Consider the following 17,832-nt stretch of genomic DNA (forward strand, 5'->3'; position numbering starts at 1 on the left):
AGCGATAGCCACCCGTATTCATTCTCTGTCGTGATTCAACCCACTTTGCTTAGCGTGCAGCTAAGCAAAGTGCGCGGAAAATACCACTCCCCGCGGGGAGTGGTATGTTGAGGACAACTTATTTGCGTCTGTAGTCGATGGACAAACCAAAGCCCTGGACACCGTCGGTACCCACGGTAACGCCGCCGTCTGCTCCCTCGAACGCCGTTTTCGCTTCGGCGTTGGTAAGCGGGATGACAAGGTCTTTATCGTTCCAGCTTTCGTTAACGATACCGCCGGTACCAGTACCTGCAATTGCGCTGGTGCCAACGAATTTCCAACGGTAGTCATACTGGTCGGTAACGTTTTCACCGGCATCATAGGTGCCGTTGCCGTTCTTATCGCTCCACAGCAATACCTGGTAGGTGGTATTCGTTTTGAGTTTCGTCCCTGTATTCTTCAACAGGTTGGTATTCGAATCTTTCTCATGAATAACCACATGGACGTTTTCATCCACCACCGGACCTTCCGGAATATCGTCACCATCCGCACCACCGCCCGCATCGGTCGACAGGTCTTTCAACAGCAGTTCGGTTGCCACGGCAGGATCACCGGTGGTGGTGGTTGGCGTGATTTTGATACCGATATAATGGTCTGCGTCACTCGCCTGAATTTCATAGGTATCGCTACCTTTGGTGCCAATCTCTTCGGGATTGCTACCATTCTGGTCGCTGTATCTCATCCACTGCACCGTCTGTTTCGTGGCGGTGTTGTTGGCGTCAAGGTCGCCTTCCGTATCGCCAATCGCCCAGTTCACCGTGACCTTATCGCCAACGTGGAACTGCTTATCGCCTTCGGTCACAACGGTACGATCGCCGCGATCGATAGTTACCGTCACGTGATCTTTGTCGGTATCCGCGGTTTTATCCGCTGCACGGGTAATCCACGGCACCGAACCCTGAATGGTGCCCGTCTGTTCAGAGACAATCTGCCACTGCCCCGATTTCAGATTACCGTTTGCCGCCACCGCTGGCGCGGCGCAATACCCGGCAACTACTAATGCTAAAGCGACCTTCGTCAGCCGCCGTTTTACTGTTGCTTGCATTCAGACTCTCCTTTTTCTCAAAATTCAGCGGCTGGCTGGTCAGCCATAACGCTGACGCTATTTCTGGCTATACGTAACGCGTATGCCGTAACCCTGAACGCCATCTTCCTCATTGGCGGCAAACTTCTGTGCCGCCTCTTTATTGGTTACTGGCAGGACAAGATCTTCATTCATGGTGTTGGCCAGCGCGCCGGTATGTCCGTTTGTACTCTGCCCGGTAAACTCCCACTGGTAGTCGTACAGCGCCATCTCTTCTTCCGTGAGCTGCTCGGACATCTGAAAAACATTGTCTTTATTCTTGTCGCGCCACAGCAGGAAACGGTAGGTATTATTGACCGTAGGGTGCTTATCTTCTTTGCCGATAAGGTTGACAGGGTTGGCGGCTTTGACCTGATAAATCACCGCATTCAGCGCGCTCAGGTTGTCGCCGATAAAAGTGACATCAACGTAGTTACTGTCGCCATAGGCGTCTGCTTTCGCCTTCCAGCGGAAAGTGCCCGGCAGGGTGCTGGAAAGCGTCACCGTCCCCGCTTCTTTATCACGGCTGGCAATAAACACGCAGGGGGTTTCCGTAGTGCAGGGCGTCTGGGCCAGGGTGACTTTTTTATCATTGCTGTCGTACAACACGGGCGTCATGGCATCGTCCACCAGTTCGTTACCATTGCGATCCGTGGCGTCGCCAAAGGAATCGGTGATCAGGAGATCCATCACCACGCCGTCTTCGCCATCGGCCAACGCGCTGGCTTCATGGCTATGATCGCTGCGATCGGTATCGGCAATGTTGTCGACGATCAGCTCAATTTTGCGATCCTGCTGGACAGTGATTTCCACCACGCCGGAGTTCTGCTTATTGCCCTTTTCGTCTTCCAGCGTCATGCGTACTTTCCAGGTGTTCAGGGCGGTGCGCTGCTCTTCGGTATCGGCGTTAACCCAGGCAGGAAGCACCAGATTCCAGCGGTTGTTGTTACCTTCGGTTAACGCATCCGCTTTCACCACCGGCATCACCAGCGTACGGGCGGCGTTGTTTTTCGCCTGCCAGGAAGCAGAAATAATTTTGTAATGGTGGTTAATCAGCGCGTTGACAGTCCATTTGCATTTTTCCAGACCCACCGCGGCCTCAGGCGTATCTTCAATCACGCATTCCGGGTGTTCGTTGGTGGCGTCGGCCTTCAGCCACAACGTGACGTCCAGCGGATCTTTCTCGCGATATTCGAGAACGATGAAATTGTTACGATCGACAAAATCGGTGCGGCTGCCCATTAAGGAGTGCTGAATTTTAACGTTTTCCGGATCGAGCTGCGCCGCCAGCGGCGTGCCTATCTGGTAGTTCACGGTCGCGTTAACGCTAAAATCGTTACTATCGCCAGTACCGGCTTTGTAATCCGTACCAACCGTGACCAGCGGTACCGGCGTGTAATTTAGTCCGACGGTAACGGCATGAGGATCTTTTTGCAGGTTATCGGTGCCAAACAGCGCCACTTCATCGCCGTAGTACTGTTCATAAACTAATTTAGCGCCAAGCTGCGGATAAAACGGCAGCCAGCTTTCCATGCGGATATCCCAGCCGCGCGCGGGTCGTTCTTCATAAAAGTCGAAATCTTTGGAATCTTTCCAGTCAGAAAGAGGATGGTAATAGTTGCCGGAGAATTTCAGGTAATCCGTCCAGGCTTCGGTTCCCAGACCTAATCGACGGTGACCGCGCGTAAAATCGTAGTCATAGAATGCGTTGCCGCCAAGCAGCCAGTTGCCGACGTTCTGGCGCACGCCAAGCCCAACGTTACCAATGGTGCGGTCTTCTTTACGTTGAGCCGAAATCTGGCTAAAGAAAAGCGTGCTCTGGTTATCATACCAGGGAATAAAATAATCCAGCGAACTGCCGTCCAGATCGCCGCCTTCGCCAATAGATAAACTGGTGCGCACTTTACCATAAGGCGAAAGCATACCTTCGAGATAGGATTGCGCAGAAGACGTGACTTGCCCTTGAATATAACCGCGCGCCTGGGATTCCAGCGCTTCCGGAGTGAGATTATCAAAGCCCTGGGTGGCGGAATTAATAAAGTAGTTAGCGCCCTGTTCTTTAAAGGTCTTTCCTTTATTTTCCTGTTCTTCTTTTTTCGCGGATTCGCTGGCTAAATCAGGCAGGGAGGAGTGGCTTTCATCATTTGCAGATACAGAGTTATCTGCGCCGGAAGCCGCAACTGATACTCCAGACACTAATAGCAAAACCAGAATGCGAATCCTTCGCACCATATGATATCCCTGTCGTTAAATAAACACGCCGCTATGAAAAGATATTATATGGATGATTCAGATGGAATCATAACTAACAGACCTAAATATATTCCTAAAAAGAAAAGTTTAATATGAAACAGATTTATAATATTGATATAATAAATAAAAAAGAAAGCTATTATTTATTTCTAATATTAATTTTCGGAAATAATATTCCCTATAAATAGTTGAATAAATAAAAAGAATAAAATAGCTACCGGGCAGGATACGATGCTGATATTACGGGAGTATCGAATAACGCTTTTGTCCTTAGCCGGATAAGACGTCGGCGCCTCTGCTCTGCGGCGCAACGTCGACAGCGGTTTTATTGATCGGAAATGACGAAGTTAACCCGTTTTTTTGAAATTAAACCATGACCATTCTGGCAAAAATAGTCCACTGCGCCGCAGGCTTTCAAAACCTGTAACGGCTGGCGGCAGTCAGGACAAATTGCCTGTAACGAGAAATCGTTAGCGCATGTCTCGCAATGCGCTGTATCGCCATTGCGCTCCAGCGCGTGATGGCAAACGGGACAGGTTATTTCCATAACATTCTCCTCAGGCGCGTGACTCACTTTTACTTGAAAGGCCTGATAGCGCAGCGCTTGTCAGGCCTGGAATATTACTGAAAAAGCATTACTTGCTTTTCTTGATATGTTTCATCAGACGCTTACGTTTGCGCATTTGCGTTGGCGTCAGTGTGTTACGCTTGTTCGCATACGGGTTCTCCCCTTCTTTAAACTGAATGCGAATCGGCGTACCCATCACTTCCAACGACTTGCGGAAGTAGTTCATCAGATAGCGCTTATAGGAGTCTGGCAGATCTTTTACCTGGTTGCCGTGAATAACCACAATCGGCGGGTTATAGCCGCCAGCGTGGGCATATTTCAGTTTCACACGGCGACCGCGCACCAGCGGCGGCTGATGATCTTCCACCGCCATCGTCATGATACGGGTCAGCATCGCAGTGCTCACCCGGCGAGTGGAGCTGTCGTAAGCCTCGCGTACGGACTCAAACAGGTTGCCGACGCCGCTGCCGTGTAGCGCAGAGATAAAATGAACGCGGGCAAAATCAATAAAGCCCAAACGGAAATCCAGCGTCTCTTTCACCTGCTCTTTGACTTCCTGGCTCAGGCCATCCCATTTGTTGACTACGATAACGAGTGAGCGCCCACTATTGAGGATAAAGCCCAGCAGAGACAAATCCTGGTCGGAGATCCCCTCGCGCGCATCGATAACCAACAGTACGACGTTAGCGTCTTCAATCGCCTGCAACGTTTTAATCACCGAGAACTTTTCTACCGCATCGGTGATTTTTCCGCGCTTACGCACCCCCGCCGTGTCAATCAGCACATATTCCCGTTCGTCGCGTTCCATCGGGATATAAATGCTGTCGCGAGTGGTGCCCGGCATATCGTATACCACCACGCGCTCTTCGCCGAGAATACGGTTAGTGAGTGTGGACTTACCTACGTTCGGGCGACCGACAATCGCCAGCTTTATCGGCAGGCTTTGCAGGTCAAAATCATCTTCCGGCGCTTCTTCGCCATTTTGTTCCGCCTCGAACTGCGCCCAGTATTCCGCGTCTTCATCCACCTCTTCCTGCGGAGCGACATCATCCATCCACGGCAGAAGCACATGTTCCAGCAGGCTCAATACGCCGCGACCATGTGAGGCGGCGATAGGGTAAATTTCGCCTAACCCCAGCGAGTAAAAATCGACAACCGCCTGATCGGGATCGAGACCATCCGTTTTATTCGCCACCAGGAAGGTCGGTTTTTCACGGGAACGCAGATGTTTGGCAATCGCTTCATCCGCCGGCATCAGGCCAGCGCGCGCATCTACCATGAATAACACCACATCCGCTTCTTCAATCGCCAGCAGCGACTGTTCCGCCATCCGCGTTTCGACGCCATCTTCGGTGCCGTCAATACCGCCGGTGTCGATACAGATAAACTCGCGGCCTTCAACCTCCGCACGACCGTACTTACGGTCACGAGTCAGACCCGGGAAATCCGCAACCAGCGCATCTCGGGTGCGGGTCAGACGGTTAAATAGCGTGGATTTTCCGACGTTAGGGCGCCCGACAAGCGCGACCACAGGTACCATGTTTAAAGCCTCATTAAAAAAATCATCAGACAACGCGCGCATTTTGCGCCATTGTTAAAAACAGGAAAACGGCCCCTACACCAGGAGCCGTTTTTTAAAACGCACAACCGTGACGATTAACGCGTAATCGCGTAGACCGTACCGTCTTTGGCCTGGATGAGCAGTTTACCATCCGCCACCGTCGGTTCGGTCAGAAAACCGGAACTGTCTACTTTTTGTTGGGCCACAAAACGCCCGTCATCAACATCAATCCAGTGCAGATAACCTTCGCTATCGCCGACGACTAAATCACCATTATACAGTACCGGGGAGGTCAGCAAACGGTGCAGCAGATCGCTTTGCGTCCACAGCGTTACGCCGCCCTCAGTGGTCAGCGCCAGCACGCGATCGTTCTGATCGACCAGGTAGATACGGTCGCCGTCGACGATAAAGTCATTGACCGAACCCAGCTCGCGTTTCCACATAATCTGACCACTGCGCAGATCCAGCGCCGTTAAGTTACCATTATACGCCAACGCGTAAACGACGCCGTTTACCACAACCGGCGTGGTATCAACGTCGCTCAGACGGTCAATTTCCGTTGGGCCAGTGGCCTGGGAGATACGCTGTTGCCAAATCATCTGGCCTTGTTGCATCAACACGGCGCTGACGCGGCCATTGTCGCCACCAACGATAGCCGCGCCGAACGCGGTTGCCGGCGCAGATTCGCCGCGCAGCGACAGCGAAGGCATATCCAGGTTCACCGTCCATTTAATGGCGCCATCCGCCTGATTTAGCGCCTGCAACTGACCGTTGCTGGTATGGATAAGGACGATTCCATCACTGACAACCGGGCGAGACAACGCTTCTCCTGCGACCTTCGTCTGCCATGCTGTGGTACCGTCGCTGGTATTCAGCGCATAAACCTCGGCCTTTTCACTGCCGATATAGACGTGACCGCCCGCGACCGTGACGCCGCCGGACAACAGCGCGGACGAACGAGAGAACCAGCCGTCTTTCTCGCCCAGATTCACAGACCAGATCTCTTTGCCATCATCCGCATTGAGCGCTTTTACCACGCCCGCGCGATCGGCTGCATAGACCACGTTATCTGCCATTACCGGATGAAGGTTAGAATAAAATTCGCCAATTCCGTTACCGACAGAGGTACTCCAGACAGTGGTCGGGGTAAACTGGTTTTCAACTTGCGGTAATGGAGACATCTTGACGACATCTTCTTCGCCGCTAAACAGTGAACAGCCGCTGAGCAGGGTAACGGAAAGCAACCCTGGCAGAAGTAATTTACGCAATTGCATCGGGTCCCTCTCAGATGGACAAATTATTGATTTTCATCTGCATCATTTCGCTCAACGCCGGAGAAGCATCGCTATTGACGCCAGCTTCCCATGCGCTGCGCGCGCCTTTTTTATCACCCTTACTCAGCAACGCTTCGCCGCGCAAATCCGCGACAATGGCCGTCCATCCTTCGCCTTTAACGGCATCCAGAGTTTTCAGCGCGGCATCAGCTTGCTTAAGCTGTAACTGAACGCGAGCGAGACGCAGATTAATCACCGCTTTGAGATTTTCATCGCTGGTGGCCGCCAACCCCTGCTGCAACTGGGCTTCGGCTTTTTTAAGTTCATTCTTATCCACAAACTGCTGCGCCAGTTCCATAGACGCCAGCGCACCATAGGTATTTTTATTCTCAGCCGCGAATTTTTCAGCGGCCGGAATGCTATCCGGCTTATCGGCGCTTACCGCCGTCACCGCATTTTGATACGCCAGAGAAGCAGCACGCGCGGACTCCGTCTGATGGCTGCTCCAGTAACGCCAGCCAACCAGCGCGCCAACCCCTAAAATCACTCCGACAGCCAGCGCTTTGCCGTTTTCGGCAAAGAAGCGTTTAATCGCATCCACCTGGTCGTGTTCGTTCTCGTAAATTTCCACGCTGTCCTTCTCCTTAGCCCAATAAAGTGCGCAAATGCGCGGCGACGCTGTCCTGCGCCACTGCCGTTTGCTCACCGGAGCGCAAATCCTTCACTACAACAGTTCCATCGGCGACTTCAGATTCGCCAAGAACCAGTGCAATACGGGCGCCCCACTTATCGGCGCGGGCAAACTGTTTCTTAAAGTTGCCGCCGCCGTGGTTTGTCATTAGCTTCACGCCTGGCATTTCATCGCGCAGCCGCTCCGCCAGCGTCATTGCCGCAGACTGCGTTTGTGCGCCGGCAGCTACCAGGTATATATCGACAACAGGAGAGGCAATAAATTCCGGATTAACTGCCTGAACTAACAAAACAAGTCGTTCCAGGCCCATCGCAAAGCCCACTGCCGGGGTAGCGCGACCGCCCAGTTGTTCCACCAGACCGTCATAACGACCACCCGCACAGACGGTGCCTTGTGACCCCAGACTGTTTGTTACCCATTCAAATACGGTGCGGTTGTAGTAATCCAGACCGCGTACCAGACGCTGGTTGACGGTGTAGGCAATCCCCGCCGCGTCCAGCAATTTACACAGGCCGGCAAAGTGCTCGCGTGAATCGTCATCAAGATAGTCGCCGAGAGCGGGCGCGTCGTTGAGCAGCGCCTGCACGTCCGAATTTTTTGAATCCAGCACGCGCAGCGGATTGGTATACATGCGGCGTTTGCAGTCTTCGTCCAGCGTCTCTTGATGCTGTTCGAGGAACGCGACCAGCGCATCGCGATAGTTCGCACGCGCCTCTAACGAACCAATAGAGTTCAGCTCCAGGCTAACGTGTTCAGCGATGCCCAGCGCGCGCCACCAGCGTGCGGTCAGCATAATCAGCTCCGCGTCAATATCCGGGCCTTGTAAGCCGAAGACTTCGGCGCCTAGCTGGTGGAACTGACGGTAGCGGCCTTTTTGCGGACGCTCATGACGGAACATCGGGCCGATATACCACAAACGCTGTTCCTGATTGTACAGGAGACCATGTTCGATGCCGGCGCGTACACAGCCCGCCGTACCTTCAGGGCGCAATGTCAGGCTATCGCCGTTGCGATCCTCAAAGGTGTACATCTCTTTTTCAACCACGTCAGTAACTTCACCGATCGCGCGTTTGAATAACGGGGTCTGCTCTACAATCGGCAAGCGGATTTCACTGTAACCGTAGCTGCCGAGCACGTTTTTGAGTGTGCCTTCAATGCGCTGCCAGATGGCGGTTTCGCCAGGCAGATAATCGTTCATGCCGCGAATGGCTTGAATGTTTTTTGCCACGTTTATTCTCTTTCTGAATATAAAAATGAACCCTCAGCGCTTCCCCGAACGAACCGGGAGCCATGCGGGTTCAATCATACACGGGAAGCGCGCCGCTTCCCATCACGTTCTTATTTTTCAACCTGCAGCACGTCAATCCGACGCGCTTCATCAAGTTGACTTGCTTTCGCGCGAATACGGGATTCAAGCTGCGCGATCATATCGTCGTTGTCGAGTCTGTCTTTACGCACGCCGTCTTCATACAGGCCGCTTTTTTTATTGCCGCCCGTCACGCCCAGCGTCGATACCAGCGCTTCGCCAGGCCCGTTCACTACGCAACCGATGATCGAGACGTCCATCGGGGTGATGATATCTTCCAGACGCTGCTCCAGCGCGTTCACCGTGCCGATAACGTCGAACTCCTGGCGAGAACAGGTCGGGCAGGCGATGAAATTGATGCCGCGCGCGCGAATGCGCAGCGACTTCAAAATATCGAAACCGACTTTGATCTCTTCCACCGGGTCGGCCGCCAACGATACGCGCAGCGTGTCGCCGATGCCTTCCGATAACAGCAGACCTAAACCGATCGCCGACTTGACTGCCCCGCTACGCGCGCCGCCCGCTTCGGTGATCCCCAGATGCAGCGGCTGATCGATCTGCTTGGCTAACAAACGATAAGACTCAACGGCAAGGAATACATCGGACGCTTTTACGCTCACTTTGAACTGATCAAAGTTGAGACGATCGAGATGATCGACATGGCGCATGGCTGATTCCAGCAGCGCCTGCGGCGTCGGCTCACCGTATTTTTCCTGCAGATCTTTTTCCAGCGATCCGGCATTTACGCCGATACGAATAGGGATGTTTTTGTCGCGCGCGCAGTCCACCACCATGCGAATGCGTTCTTCGTTACCGATATTGCCGGGGTTGATACGCAAACAGTCAACGCCGTATTCCGCTACTTTCAGCGCAATGCGGTAGTCGAAGTGAATATCGGCAACCAGCGGGACGTTAACCTGCTGTTTGATAAGCTTGAATGCTTCGGCGGCGTCCATGGTCGGTACAGAAACACGAACAATATCTGCGCCAACGCGTTCCAGCGCTTTGATCTGATTAACCGTCGCTTCCACGTCAGTGGTACGCGTGTTAGTCATCGACTGGACGGTGATGGGGGCGCCATCGCCAATCGGCACATTCCCAACGTAAATACGTGTCGATTTTCTACGTTGAATCGGAGCCTGGTTATGCATGAAAAATCTCCCGCGTTACCCGTCTGTTACTGCGCCGGTGTCGGTTCGGCATTAAGGGTCAGACGCGCAACCTGATTAGTTCTGATAAAGCGGCTCAGATCGACAGGTTTTCCTTGATACTGGATCTGCACCGCGGCCGGCGCGCCAATTTTAAGTTTATAAGGCGCCTGACCTGTTAGGTTTAAATTACCATCTTTACGCTGCATACCGCTAAACAGCTTCTTACCCGTGGCGTCAGTGACTTCGAGCCAGCAGTCAGCGGTAAAATTCATCACCAGCGCGTTCGGATCGGCAGCAGGCGCCGCTACGCCAGCCTGACTGGTCGGCAGCGCGGACGGCGTTTCCGTTGCCGCTGGCGCGGCAGATGTCGCAGCCGTATCGACATTCGCCTGCGAAGGCGCGACTACCGTATTTTGCGTTGCCGTTGCCGTTGGCGCTGGCGTTTGCGTCGCCGCTGTCGAATCAACCGGCGTCGCAGGAGCCGGAGCCGTTTGCGCTGGCGTCGTATCCTGGCTTGTCGCGTCACGGGTGTCCAGAGGTACATTTTGGCCGCTGTCTTTATCTGCGTTCAGTTCAGCCGTGCTTTGATCGGCCATTGTCGTGATCTCTTCCTGCTGCGCCTTATGGTTCTGCCACCACCAGGCGCCGGTCAGCCCTACGACCACAAACAGTACCAGCCAGGTAAAAGACATTAACCAGCCGTCGCGTTTTTTGCGACGCTTTCCTAATGAGAAACTCTGCATCGGAGCGACTTTGGCGGCGCGCAGCGGGGCCTGTTTTTCCAGTCCCGGCAGCAGTTCCTCTTCTGGAACATGCACCAGACGCGCATATGAGCGGATATATCCGCGCAGGAAGGTTGAAGCAAGATCGGACGGCGCCTTATCTTCTTCAATATCGCGTACCGTAGAAACCTTCAGGCAAAGTCGCTCAGCGACAGCCTGCTGGCTGAGTCCGAGTTGTTCACGGGCATTGCGCAGACGAACGCCGGTGGTTTGTGCTTCATTTTGGTCGTGCGTGGCTTCAGTATTCATTCGCTACAGCTACAGGTACGTGTAAATTAGGATTCAGGCGCCGACGAGCCGTAATGCCCGCCCACACCGCGAAACATCAGGTTAGTTAACCTTAGTCAGACAGTATAAGCCTGTCAGGCCGCAGATGACAAAACCGCGTAAGACACAAGGCTAAACTCTTGTTGCACCGTTACATACTGCCTTAAAGTCGACAAAAACGCACCGTTATTATTGACCAGACAAGTACAACGCCAGACATTATTCAACTGACATTGCGCCACGGTATAATGAATGCACCGTGGCGCAACTGCTATCAAATAGCCTTGATGTCAATCACCTCTCCCTGCATACGCTTACGCAGGGTACGTTTAGTACGGTCAATCACATCGCCTGCCAACTGTCCGCATGCCGCATCAATGTCATCGCCACGCGTCTTGCGTACGATGGTCGTGAAACCATAACTCATCAAAACTTTAGAAAAGCGATCGATACGGCTGTTAGAGCTGCGGCCATACGGCGCGCCAGGGAACGGGTTCCACGGAATCAGATTAATCTTACAAGGCGTCTCTTTTAGTAGCTCCGCCAGTTGATGCGCGTGTTCAGTGCCGTCGTTGACGTGGTCAAGCATCACGTATTCAATCGTCACGCGCCCCTGATTGGCGTTGGATTTCTCCAGATAGCGGCGAACCGCACCCAGGAACGTTTCGATATTGTATTTTTTGTTGATCGGGACGATTTCGTCGCGAATAGTGTCATTCGGCGCATGTAAGGAGATAGCCAGCGCGACATCTATCATATCGCCCAGCTTATCCAGCGCAGGCACCACGCCGGACGTTGAGAGCGTGACACGACGTTTGGACAGGCCGAAACCAAAGTCATCGAGCATAATTTCCATCGCCGGTACAACATTGGTCAGGTTAAGCAATGGCTCGCCCATCCCCATCATGACCACGTTGGTGATCGGACGCTGGCCGGTGACTTTGGCCGCGCCGACGATTTTCGCCGCACGCCAGACCTGACCGATAATTTCCGATACGCGCAGGTTACGGTTAAAGCCCTGCTGCGCAGTTGAACAAAACTTGCACTCCAGCGCGCACCCTACCTGTGAAGAGACACACAGCGTAGCGCGGTCGTCCTCCGGGATGTAGACCGTTTCAACGCGCTGATCGCCGACAGCAATCGCCCACTTAATGGTGCCGTCTGAGGAACGCTGCTCTTCAACGACCTCCGGCGCGCGGATTTCCGCGACCTCTTTTAATTTGCCGCGCAACACTTTGTTGATGTCGGTCATCTCATCAAAATTATCGCAGCAATAGTGATACATCCATTTCATCACCTGATCGGCGCGGAAAGGCTTTTCACCTAAGTTTTTAAAAAACTCGCGCATCTGCTGACGGTTGAGATCCAGCAGGTTGATTTTTGTTTCGTTGTTAGGAACTACCGGGGTACTGCTTTCAGGTGTGACAATTTGTTCAGACATATGCTATTCCGGCCTCGTTATTACACGTTATGGCCCCTGGAGGGTTGAAAAAAGAAACGCCCCGGTAAGCTTACTGCTCGTCCGGGGGCGCTGCATTGTACAAATTCTGGCGTAAGGATGCCACGTCTGTACGCGGCATTAGCAAAAATAATATTTGAACCGATAATTTATCGCCAACGCATTTACAGCGTGAAAGACGAAGGAGATTAACGGGTGCGCGGGCACACTTCGCCTTCACCGAAGAAAAAGGCGATTTCGCGCTGCGCGGATTCCAGCGAATCCGAACCGTGGGTGCCGTTTTCAGTTAAGCTATCAGCGTAGTCGGCGCGCAGCGTACCCGCCAACGCGTTCGCCGGATTGGTGGCGCCAAGCAGATCGCGGTGACGCTGTACCGCATTTTCACTTTCCAGCACGGATACCACGATAGGGCCAGAGGTCATGAACTCCACCAGACCGTCAAAGAACGGCTTGCCGTCGTGCTCAGCATAGAAGCCGCGCGCCTGCTCAACGGTCAGGTGCAGCATTTTAGTGCCAACAATTTTGAACCCTGCAGCTTCAAAGCGCGCAAAGATGCTGCCAATAACGTTTTTTGCCACCGCGTTGGGTTTAATGATGGAAAAAGTCCGTTCAATAGCCATGTTTACCTCTGAAATATGTTCTGTTGTTATGTCAGGCGCGGATTATAAAGAGCATCCCATCAATTGCCTATGGATGCAGGTAACATTTTTTTAAAATAAAATGAGCATTAGCAACAAAAGTTAAAGGCGCACAGCAAACTCAGGGGACTGACACAGCACGCAGTGCGTGTGTTCAGGCGTGAGAGCATGGAAAGTACGTTTGCAGCTTTCGCAGGTGAGCGTATACGCCGCACTATGCCGCGTTGAGGCGGGTTCCACGTCAAACCGCAGCCACAGCGCCTGATGCGGACATACCGCCGCACAGCCGCCGCATCCCGTACAACGCGCCGCCGCTATCGTCAGGGTATTGTCGTCAAACTGGATAACGTTTTCCGGGCAGCTTCGCCAGCAGGCGCCGCACATCCTGCACTCTTGCGGACTGATTTCGGGTACGCATTCGCTGAACGCGGAAAACGCCTGTCTGAGACGCCGTTTCCCCGGCTCGACGGCGCACGGGGTAATGGCGTCGCGCGGAACATGAAACAGAGTGCGCCGCGAGGCGTTAATCTCCGCGCCGACAACGTGTTTGAAAGACCAGCCCGGCTCGCCATAGCGGCGCAGCGCTAAATTTAGCCCCGCCAGCGCCATCAGCCACTGCGCCGATCGCTCCACCGCAATATCAATAAAGCGAATACCGTACTGGCTGTGCCAGAGAAGCAGTTCATCGACCGTTGGCGCCTGTAGCGAAAACGGCCCCACCAACGTATCCCCCTGCACAAAGCGTTTAACCGGTTTGATACCGGTAATGGCGTCAACAGGACAGACAAACAGACAGTCGCCACAGGCTATGCAGCGCGTCGTATCTATGCTGACCTGCCCCTGCGCCAGCGAAAACGCCTGCGCCGGACAAACATCGGCGCAAGCGCGGCAGGAAGAAAAACGAAAGCGACGACGGACGCAGGCCTGCGTCACGTCTACCACCGGATCGATCGTCAGGTTAACCATCAGCCAATACTAAAGAAGACGTAGCGCAGCATAATCTCGCCGATAAGCAGCAATACGCTGCCCGCCACCAGCGTCCCTCTGGCGTTTCGCAGACCGCCTGCGGCAAAGCAGAGCATTCCCGCCGCTGAGACACACCAGCCGAGAAGATAGACGTCACGCAACTGCGCCAGCGCCTGTAGCGGATGATGCGGGAAAGTGACGATCGTCGTATCCACCGCATTAATATCCGCCAGCCATAGCGGCTGCATGATCAGGCGAATCAGCACCATCAGTGCGACCACCACCACAGCGCAGCGCATTGCGGTGCCAGCGTTGCGCAGATAAGCCAGCGCAATGACTACCGAACCGATAATGCCTGACGTGCCAAAAAACAGCGCCAGCGTGTTGCTATGCTGCCAGGTCGCCACCGAGGCATGGATATAAACCTGCGCCATGCAGAATACATCCACCAGCCCGAACGCTGCCGCCAGCGCCAGCAGCGGCTGCCAGCCTGGCTTTCGGAAAAACAGCAGCACAACCCCCAGTCCCAGCGCCGCCAGATAAAGGCTGGCAAAGACGATTTCGCGACTCAGCCACGAACTGGCGACATGACGTAACGCATTTAGCGCATTCAGGGGATAGCCCATGTGCAGCGCTGAAGCAAGCAGCCCCACGCAGGCCAGCACAAACGCCCCCGCCATCGCGGGAAGCGCGACGCGTGCAGGCACGCGTCCCTCTACGGCGTACTGGCGGCCCAACGCCAGCCACAGAGTCACCCCCACAGACCCTTGCAAACAGAGCGTAAAAATCAGCAGCGGTAACTCATGCATGGCGTTTACCCTCTTTTTCTGCGCCCTGATGCGCTTTTACAACCAGATTAGGCTTGGTTATGGATGAATCTGGCAGCCCGTTAACGTCGCATACGCTACCGTACTTCGCGCGCAGTTCATCAATCGGGCCAAACTTGATGGCCTCCAGCGGACAGGTCGCGACACAGACGGGCGGTTCACCTTTCGCCTGTAAATCAACGCACATGTCGCACTTGGACATTTGGCCGGTCTGCTCGTTAAGCTGCGGCGCGCCGTAAGGGCAGGACCAGGCGCAGTAGCCACAGCCGACGCATTTGTCGGTATCAACGCGCACGATGCCGTCGCCAGGGCGTTTATGCATAGCGGTAGTCGGGCAATTTTTGGTGCAGACAGGGTCCGCACAGTGGTTGCAGGAAATGGAAAGCGTATAAGCAAATACGTTATTGCTGACCCCGCCCTGCCCGGTCGGGATGAAACTTCCGCCCTTGACTTCATAGACGCGGCGGAAACGACGGCCTACTTCCAGATTGTTTTTGTCTTTGCAGGCCACCTGGCAGGCTTTACAACCGGAGCAGCGTGAGGAGTCGATAAAAAATCCCAGTTGTTTATCGCTCACCGGCGGGTAATGTGTAAACTGACTCATGCTTTAGCCACCTCCACCAGCATGGTTTGATGTGAATTTCCCTTCGCCAGCGCGGTAATACGGGCCGAGCTGAGGACGTTCGCACAGCCGCCTTTATCAATACCGTTCTCATCCGGCTGCCACCAGGCGCCAGCCTGCATTGCGACAACGCCGGGAATAATGCGCGGCGTCACTTCCGCCGGGATTTCGCAAATCCCGCGTGAGTTATGAATGCGCACCATGTCGCCATGCGTAATGCCGCGCTTTTGCGCATCCTGCGGGTTGATCCACAATGTCTGCTGCTGCACTTCAATCAGCCACGGATTAGCGTATTGCGTTGAGTTGGCGCGGTTTTTTCCTTTCCACGTAATTAACTGAAGCGGAAAATCTTTCGCCAGCGCATCCTCCGGGCCTTCATGCGCGGGAACGTAGTGCGATAACGCCGGGATTTCCGGATGCTGCATGTCGTACAGGCGCTTCGAGAAGATCTCTATTTTCCCTGACGGCGTCGGGAACGGATGATTGTCCGGATCGCGAATATTGTCTTCAAAGGCGACAAATGGCGCGCTTTTGAACAGATGCTGACGGGTCTTTTGCAGCGTGGCGAAATCCGGCAGATTTTCGTCCGGCATCGCCAGGCGCGTCTGTTCCCAGATGTGTTCAATCCACGCTTTCTCATCGCGCCCCTGGCTAAATTCATTCTCAATGCCTAATTTCGCCGCCACCTCACGTAGCCAGTCGTAGTCGGAGCGCCGCTCAAATTCAGGCTCGATCAGCTTTTCAGAGAGTATCAGGTAGCTTGCCGTGCCCCAGGTTTCACCGATGTTCCAGCGTTCCATAAAGCTGGTTTCCGGCAGCAGTAGATCAGCGTATTTCGCGCTCGGCGTCATAAACAGATCGCTGGCGACAATAAACTGGATCTTTGATTCATCCTCCAGTACGCGTACCGCCTGGTGCAGATCGGGGTTCTGATTCGCCAGATAGTTCCCGGCCAGCGAGAACAGAATACGGATGTTACTGTCCAGCTTATCGGCATCTTTCAGCCCCATATCCGGCGTCACTTTGCTGGCGTCGTCTGCGGCCTGTACCCAGTTCATCACCGAAATTTTGGCTTTTACCGGGTTATCCGGCATCTCCGGACCCGCGGCAAATTTACGGTTAGCGCAGCCGCCGTAACCCGCAGCCCAACCGCCTTTGATGCCGACATTACCGGTAATGGTCGCCAGTAGGGTCGAGCCGCGCGCGGTGCGCTCGCCGCAGTTGTGGCGCTGTGGTCCCCACCCCTGAATCAACGCGGCGGGTTTGGTATTCGCGTAATCACGCGCTAACTGGCGAATGGTTTGCGCCGGCACATGGGTGATCTTTTCCGCCCACTCGGGGGACTTAACGACACCGTCTTTGGCGCCGGTCAGATACGCCACCAGCGATTCGTTAGCCGGTACGCCTTCCGGCATTGAGTCTTCGTCAAAACCGATAGCGTAGCGCGCAATAAATGCACGATCGTGCAGATTCTCGCTGATGATGACGTACATCATCGCGTCCATCAGCGCATTGTCGGTGGTGGGCAGTAGCGGGATCCACTGATCCGCCAGCGACGAAACGGTGTCGGAATAGCGCGGATCGACCACGATAAACCGCGTACCGTTCTGCTTCATCTTCTGCAAGAAATAGTTGGTATGACCAAAAATGGTCTCCGTCGGGTTATGGCCCCACAGAATCACCAGTTTGGTCTCCAAAAGCGTATCCAGCGAACTGCCGCTGGCGGCAGTGCCGTAAGTATAAGGCGTCGCCGCCGCCGTGTTGCCCATACTCACAGAATGGTAGCTTTCGAGATAGCCGCCGGTCAGATTCAGCAGGCGACGCGCCATTTTATCGCCGGAAAAGGTGCCGCCGGAAACGGCGGTGCCAACATGAACATAGCGCGAAGCCGGGCCATATTTTTCAGTAATCGATTTTAAATTATCGGCGATTAAGGTTGTCGCTTCATCCCAGGAAATTCGCTCGAACTTTCCTTCACCGCGTTTTCCTGCGCGCTTCATGGGATATTTAAGTCTGTCAGGATGATAAACAAATTTACGGTATGCGCGTCCACGAACACAGGCACGCATCACCGGCATTTGCGCATCCAGCGCATTATCCGGTCGCGTTGAAATTCGCGTCACGATACCGTCACTAACATGCGCCCGAATATCGCATTTGCCCCCGCAGTCAAAAGTGCTGCATGTCTGAACGACTTTTTCCGCAGGCCTGTTTTCAGTTGCCGTCACAGCGCGCGCCTGAGCGGTAGCTGGCGAGGAGACAAACGGTAACGCAATAAGCGCGGAGCTGGCCTGGATAAAGTGGCGGCGAGAAATAGCGGGCTGTTCGCCATTTCCCTGGCTTTTTATATTTTTCATGATCCGAC

General features: G+C 54.0%; 15 protein-coding genes. All 15 read right to left on the reverse strand.

Translation table 11 applies throughout. The annotated features are described in order from the left end of the window. Nucleotides 1-118 precede the first annotated feature (118 nt). The 15 genes from J4645_RS17870 to J4645_RS17940 all read right to left on the reverse strand — a co-directional run bounded on the left by J4645_RS17870 (nt 119) and on the right by J4645_RS17940 (nt 17,824). Nucleotides 119-1,084 (reverse strand): SinI family autotransporter-associated protein, encoded by a 966-nt coding sequence (locus J4645_RS17870; protein WP_023214568.1) that lies wholly within the window; start codon nt 1,082-1,084, stop codon nt 119-121. A gap of 57 nt (nt 1,085-1,141) precedes the next feature. Further along, the gene (gene sinH, locus J4645_RS17875) at nt 1,142-3,334 is read right to left on the reverse strand and encodes an intimin-like inverse autotransporter SinH (RefSeq protein ID WP_000252237.1); all 2,193 of its coding nucleotides are present in this window, start codon (nt 3,332-3,334) and stop codon (nt 1,142-1,144) included. A 346-nt stretch (nt 3,335-3,680) separates the two neighbouring features. Then, the gene (locus J4645_RS17880; protein ID WP_000406472.1) at nt 3,681-3,902 is read right to left on the reverse strand and encodes a zinc ribbon domain-containing protein; all 222 of its coding nucleotides are present in this window, start codon (nt 3,900-3,902) and stop codon (nt 3,681-3,683) included. A gap of 88 nt (nt 3,903-3,990) precedes the next feature. Next, a complete protein-coding gene (gene der / locus J4645_RS17885; RefSeq protein ID WP_023214569.1) occupies nt 3,991-5,463 on the reverse strand; it encodes a ribosome biogenesis GTPase Der in 1,473 nt (490 codons plus the stop codon). Between the two features lie 116 nt (nt 5,464-5,579). Next, the gene (bamB, locus tag J4645_RS17890) at nt 5,580-6,758 is read right to left on the reverse strand and encodes an outer membrane protein assembly factor BamB (protein ID WP_023214570.1); all 1,179 of its coding nucleotides are present in this window, start codon (nt 6,756-6,758) and stop codon (nt 5,580-5,582) included. Nucleotides 6,759-6,768: 10 nt separating this feature from the next. Continuing rightward, complete coding sequence (locus tag J4645_RS17895) at nt 6,769-7,389, reverse strand: YfgM family protein (protein ID WP_000409190.1); 621 nt, start codon at nt 7,387-7,389, stop codon at nt 6,769-6,771. A 13-nt stretch (nt 7,390-7,402) separates the two neighbouring features. After that, nucleotides 7,403-8,677, reverse strand: a complete 1,275-nt coding sequence (hisS, locus tag J4645_RS17900; RefSeq protein WP_023214571.1) for a histidine--tRNA ligase — start codon at nt 8,675-8,677, stop codon at nt 7,403-7,405. A 110-nt stretch (nt 8,678-8,787) separates the two neighbouring features. Further along, nucleotides 8,788-9,906: a flavodoxin-dependent (E)-4-hydroxy-3-methylbut-2-enyl-diphosphate synthase gene (gene ispG / locus J4645_RS17905; RefSeq protein ID WP_000551832.1), complete on the reverse strand. Its 1,119-nt coding sequence runs from the start codon at nt 9,904-9,906 to the stop codon at nt 8,788-8,790. Between the two features lie 26 nt (nt 9,907-9,932). Further along, entirely contained in the window at nt 9,933-10,937 is a 1,005-nt protein-coding gene (rodZ, locus tag J4645_RS17910) for a cytoskeleton protein RodZ (protein ID WP_001090885.1), read from the reverse strand. Between the two features lie 292 nt (nt 10,938-11,229). Continuing rightward, nucleotides 11,230-12,396: a bifunctional tRNA (adenosine(37)-C2)-methyltransferase TrmG/ribosomal RNA large subunit methyltransferase RlmN gene (locus J4645_RS17915; RefSeq protein WP_000003213.1), complete on the reverse strand. Its 1,167-nt coding sequence runs from the start codon at nt 12,394-12,396 to the stop codon at nt 11,230-11,232. Between the two features lie 206 nt (nt 12,397-12,602). Then, on the reverse strand, nt 12,603-13,034 hold the full coding sequence (ndk, locus tag J4645_RS17920) for a nucleoside-diphosphate kinase (RefSeq protein ID WP_000963846.1): 432 nt from the start codon (nt 13,032-13,034) through the stop codon (nt 12,603-12,605). Nucleotides 13,035-13,154: 120 nt separating this feature from the next. Next, the gene (locus J4645_RS17925) at nt 13,155-14,018 is read right to left on the reverse strand and encodes a 4Fe-4S binding protein (protein WP_023214574.1); all 864 of its coding nucleotides are present in this window, start codon (nt 14,016-14,018) and stop codon (nt 13,155-13,157) included. Beyond that, nucleotides 14,018-14,827, reverse strand: a complete 810-nt coding sequence (locus J4645_RS17930) for a dimethyl sulfoxide reductase anchor subunit family protein (RefSeq protein ID WP_023214575.1) — start codon at nt 14,825-14,827, stop codon at nt 14,018-14,020. The genes J4645_RS17925 and J4645_RS17930 overlap by 1 nt, the downstream gene beginning before the upstream one ends. After that, nucleotides 14,820-15,449, reverse strand: coding sequence for a DMSO/selenate family reductase complex B subunit (locus J4645_RS17935; RefSeq protein ID WP_000077441.1), 630 nt, complete (start codon nt 15,447-15,449; stop codon nt 14,820-14,822). The genes J4645_RS17930 and J4645_RS17935 overlap by 8 nt, the downstream gene beginning before the upstream one ends. Beyond that, the gene (locus J4645_RS17940; RefSeq protein ID WP_023214576.1) at nt 15,446-17,824 is read right to left on the reverse strand and encodes a DMSO/selenate family reductase complex A subunit; all 2,379 of its coding nucleotides are present in this window, start codon (nt 17,822-17,824) and stop codon (nt 15,446-15,448) included. The genes J4645_RS17935 and J4645_RS17940 overlap by 4 nt, the downstream gene beginning before the upstream one ends. Nucleotides 17,825-17,832: the final 8 nt, after the last annotated feature.

This window comes from Salmonella sp. 32082101201600294FB01SM01 (assembly GCF_017572865.1).
Lineage (GTDB): Bacteria > Pseudomonadota > Gammaproteobacteria > Enterobacterales > Enterobacteriaceae > Salmonella > Salmonella enterica.

What these genes read in the sequence shown, in the direction of transcription:
- J4645_RS17870 (WP_023214568.1), bottom strand. Translation starts at nt 1,084, where the DNA reads ATGCAAGCAACAGTAAAACGGCGGCTGACGAAGGTCGCTTTAGCATTA.
- sinH (WP_000252237.1), bottom strand. Translation starts at nt 3,334, where the DNA reads ATGGTGCGAAGGATTCGCATTCTGGTTTTGCTATTAGTGTCTGGAGTA.
- J4645_RS17880 (WP_000406472.1), bottom strand. Translation starts at nt 3,902, where the DNA reads ATGGAAATAACCTGTCCCGTTTGCCATCACGCGCTGGAGCGCAATGGC.
- der (WP_023214569.1), bottom strand. Translation starts at nt 5,463, where the DNA reads ATGGTACCTGTGGTCGCGCTTGTCGGGCGCCCTAACGTCGGAAAATCC.
- bamB (WP_023214570.1), bottom strand. Translation starts at nt 6,758, where the DNA reads ATGCAATTGCGTAAATTACTTCTGCCAGGGTTGCTTTCCGTTACCCTG.
- ispG (WP_000551832.1), bottom strand. Translation starts at nt 9,906, where the DNA reads ATGCATAACCAGGCTCCGATTCAACGTAGAAAATCGACACGTATTTAC.
- rodZ (WP_001090885.1), bottom strand. Translation starts at nt 10,937, where the DNA reads ATGAATACTGAAGCCACGCACGACCAAAATGAAGCACAAACCACCGGC.
- J4645_RS17915 (WP_000003213.1), bottom strand. Translation starts at nt 12,396, where the DNA reads ATGTCTGAACAAATTGTCACACCTGAAAGCAGTACCCCGGTAGTTCCT.
- ndk (WP_000963846.1), bottom strand. Translation starts at nt 13,034, where the DNA reads ATGGCTATTGAACGGACTTTTTCCATCATTAAACCCAACGCGGTGGCA.
- J4645_RS17925 (WP_023214574.1), bottom strand. Translation starts at nt 14,018, where the DNA reads ATGGTTAACCTGACGATCGATCCGGTGGTAGACGTGACGCAGGCCTGC.
- J4645_RS17930 (WP_023214575.1), bottom strand. Translation starts at nt 14,827, where the DNA reads ATGCATGAGTTACCGCTGCTGATTTTTACGCTCTGTTTGCAAGGGTCT.
- J4645_RS17935 (WP_000077441.1), bottom strand. Translation starts at nt 15,449, where the DNA reads ATGAGTCAGTTTACACATTACCCGCCGGTGAGCGATAAACAACTGGGA.
- J4645_RS17940 (WP_023214576.1), bottom strand. Translation starts at nt 17,824, where the DNA reads ATGAAAAATATAAAAAGCCAGGGAAATGGCGAACAGCCCGCTATTTCT.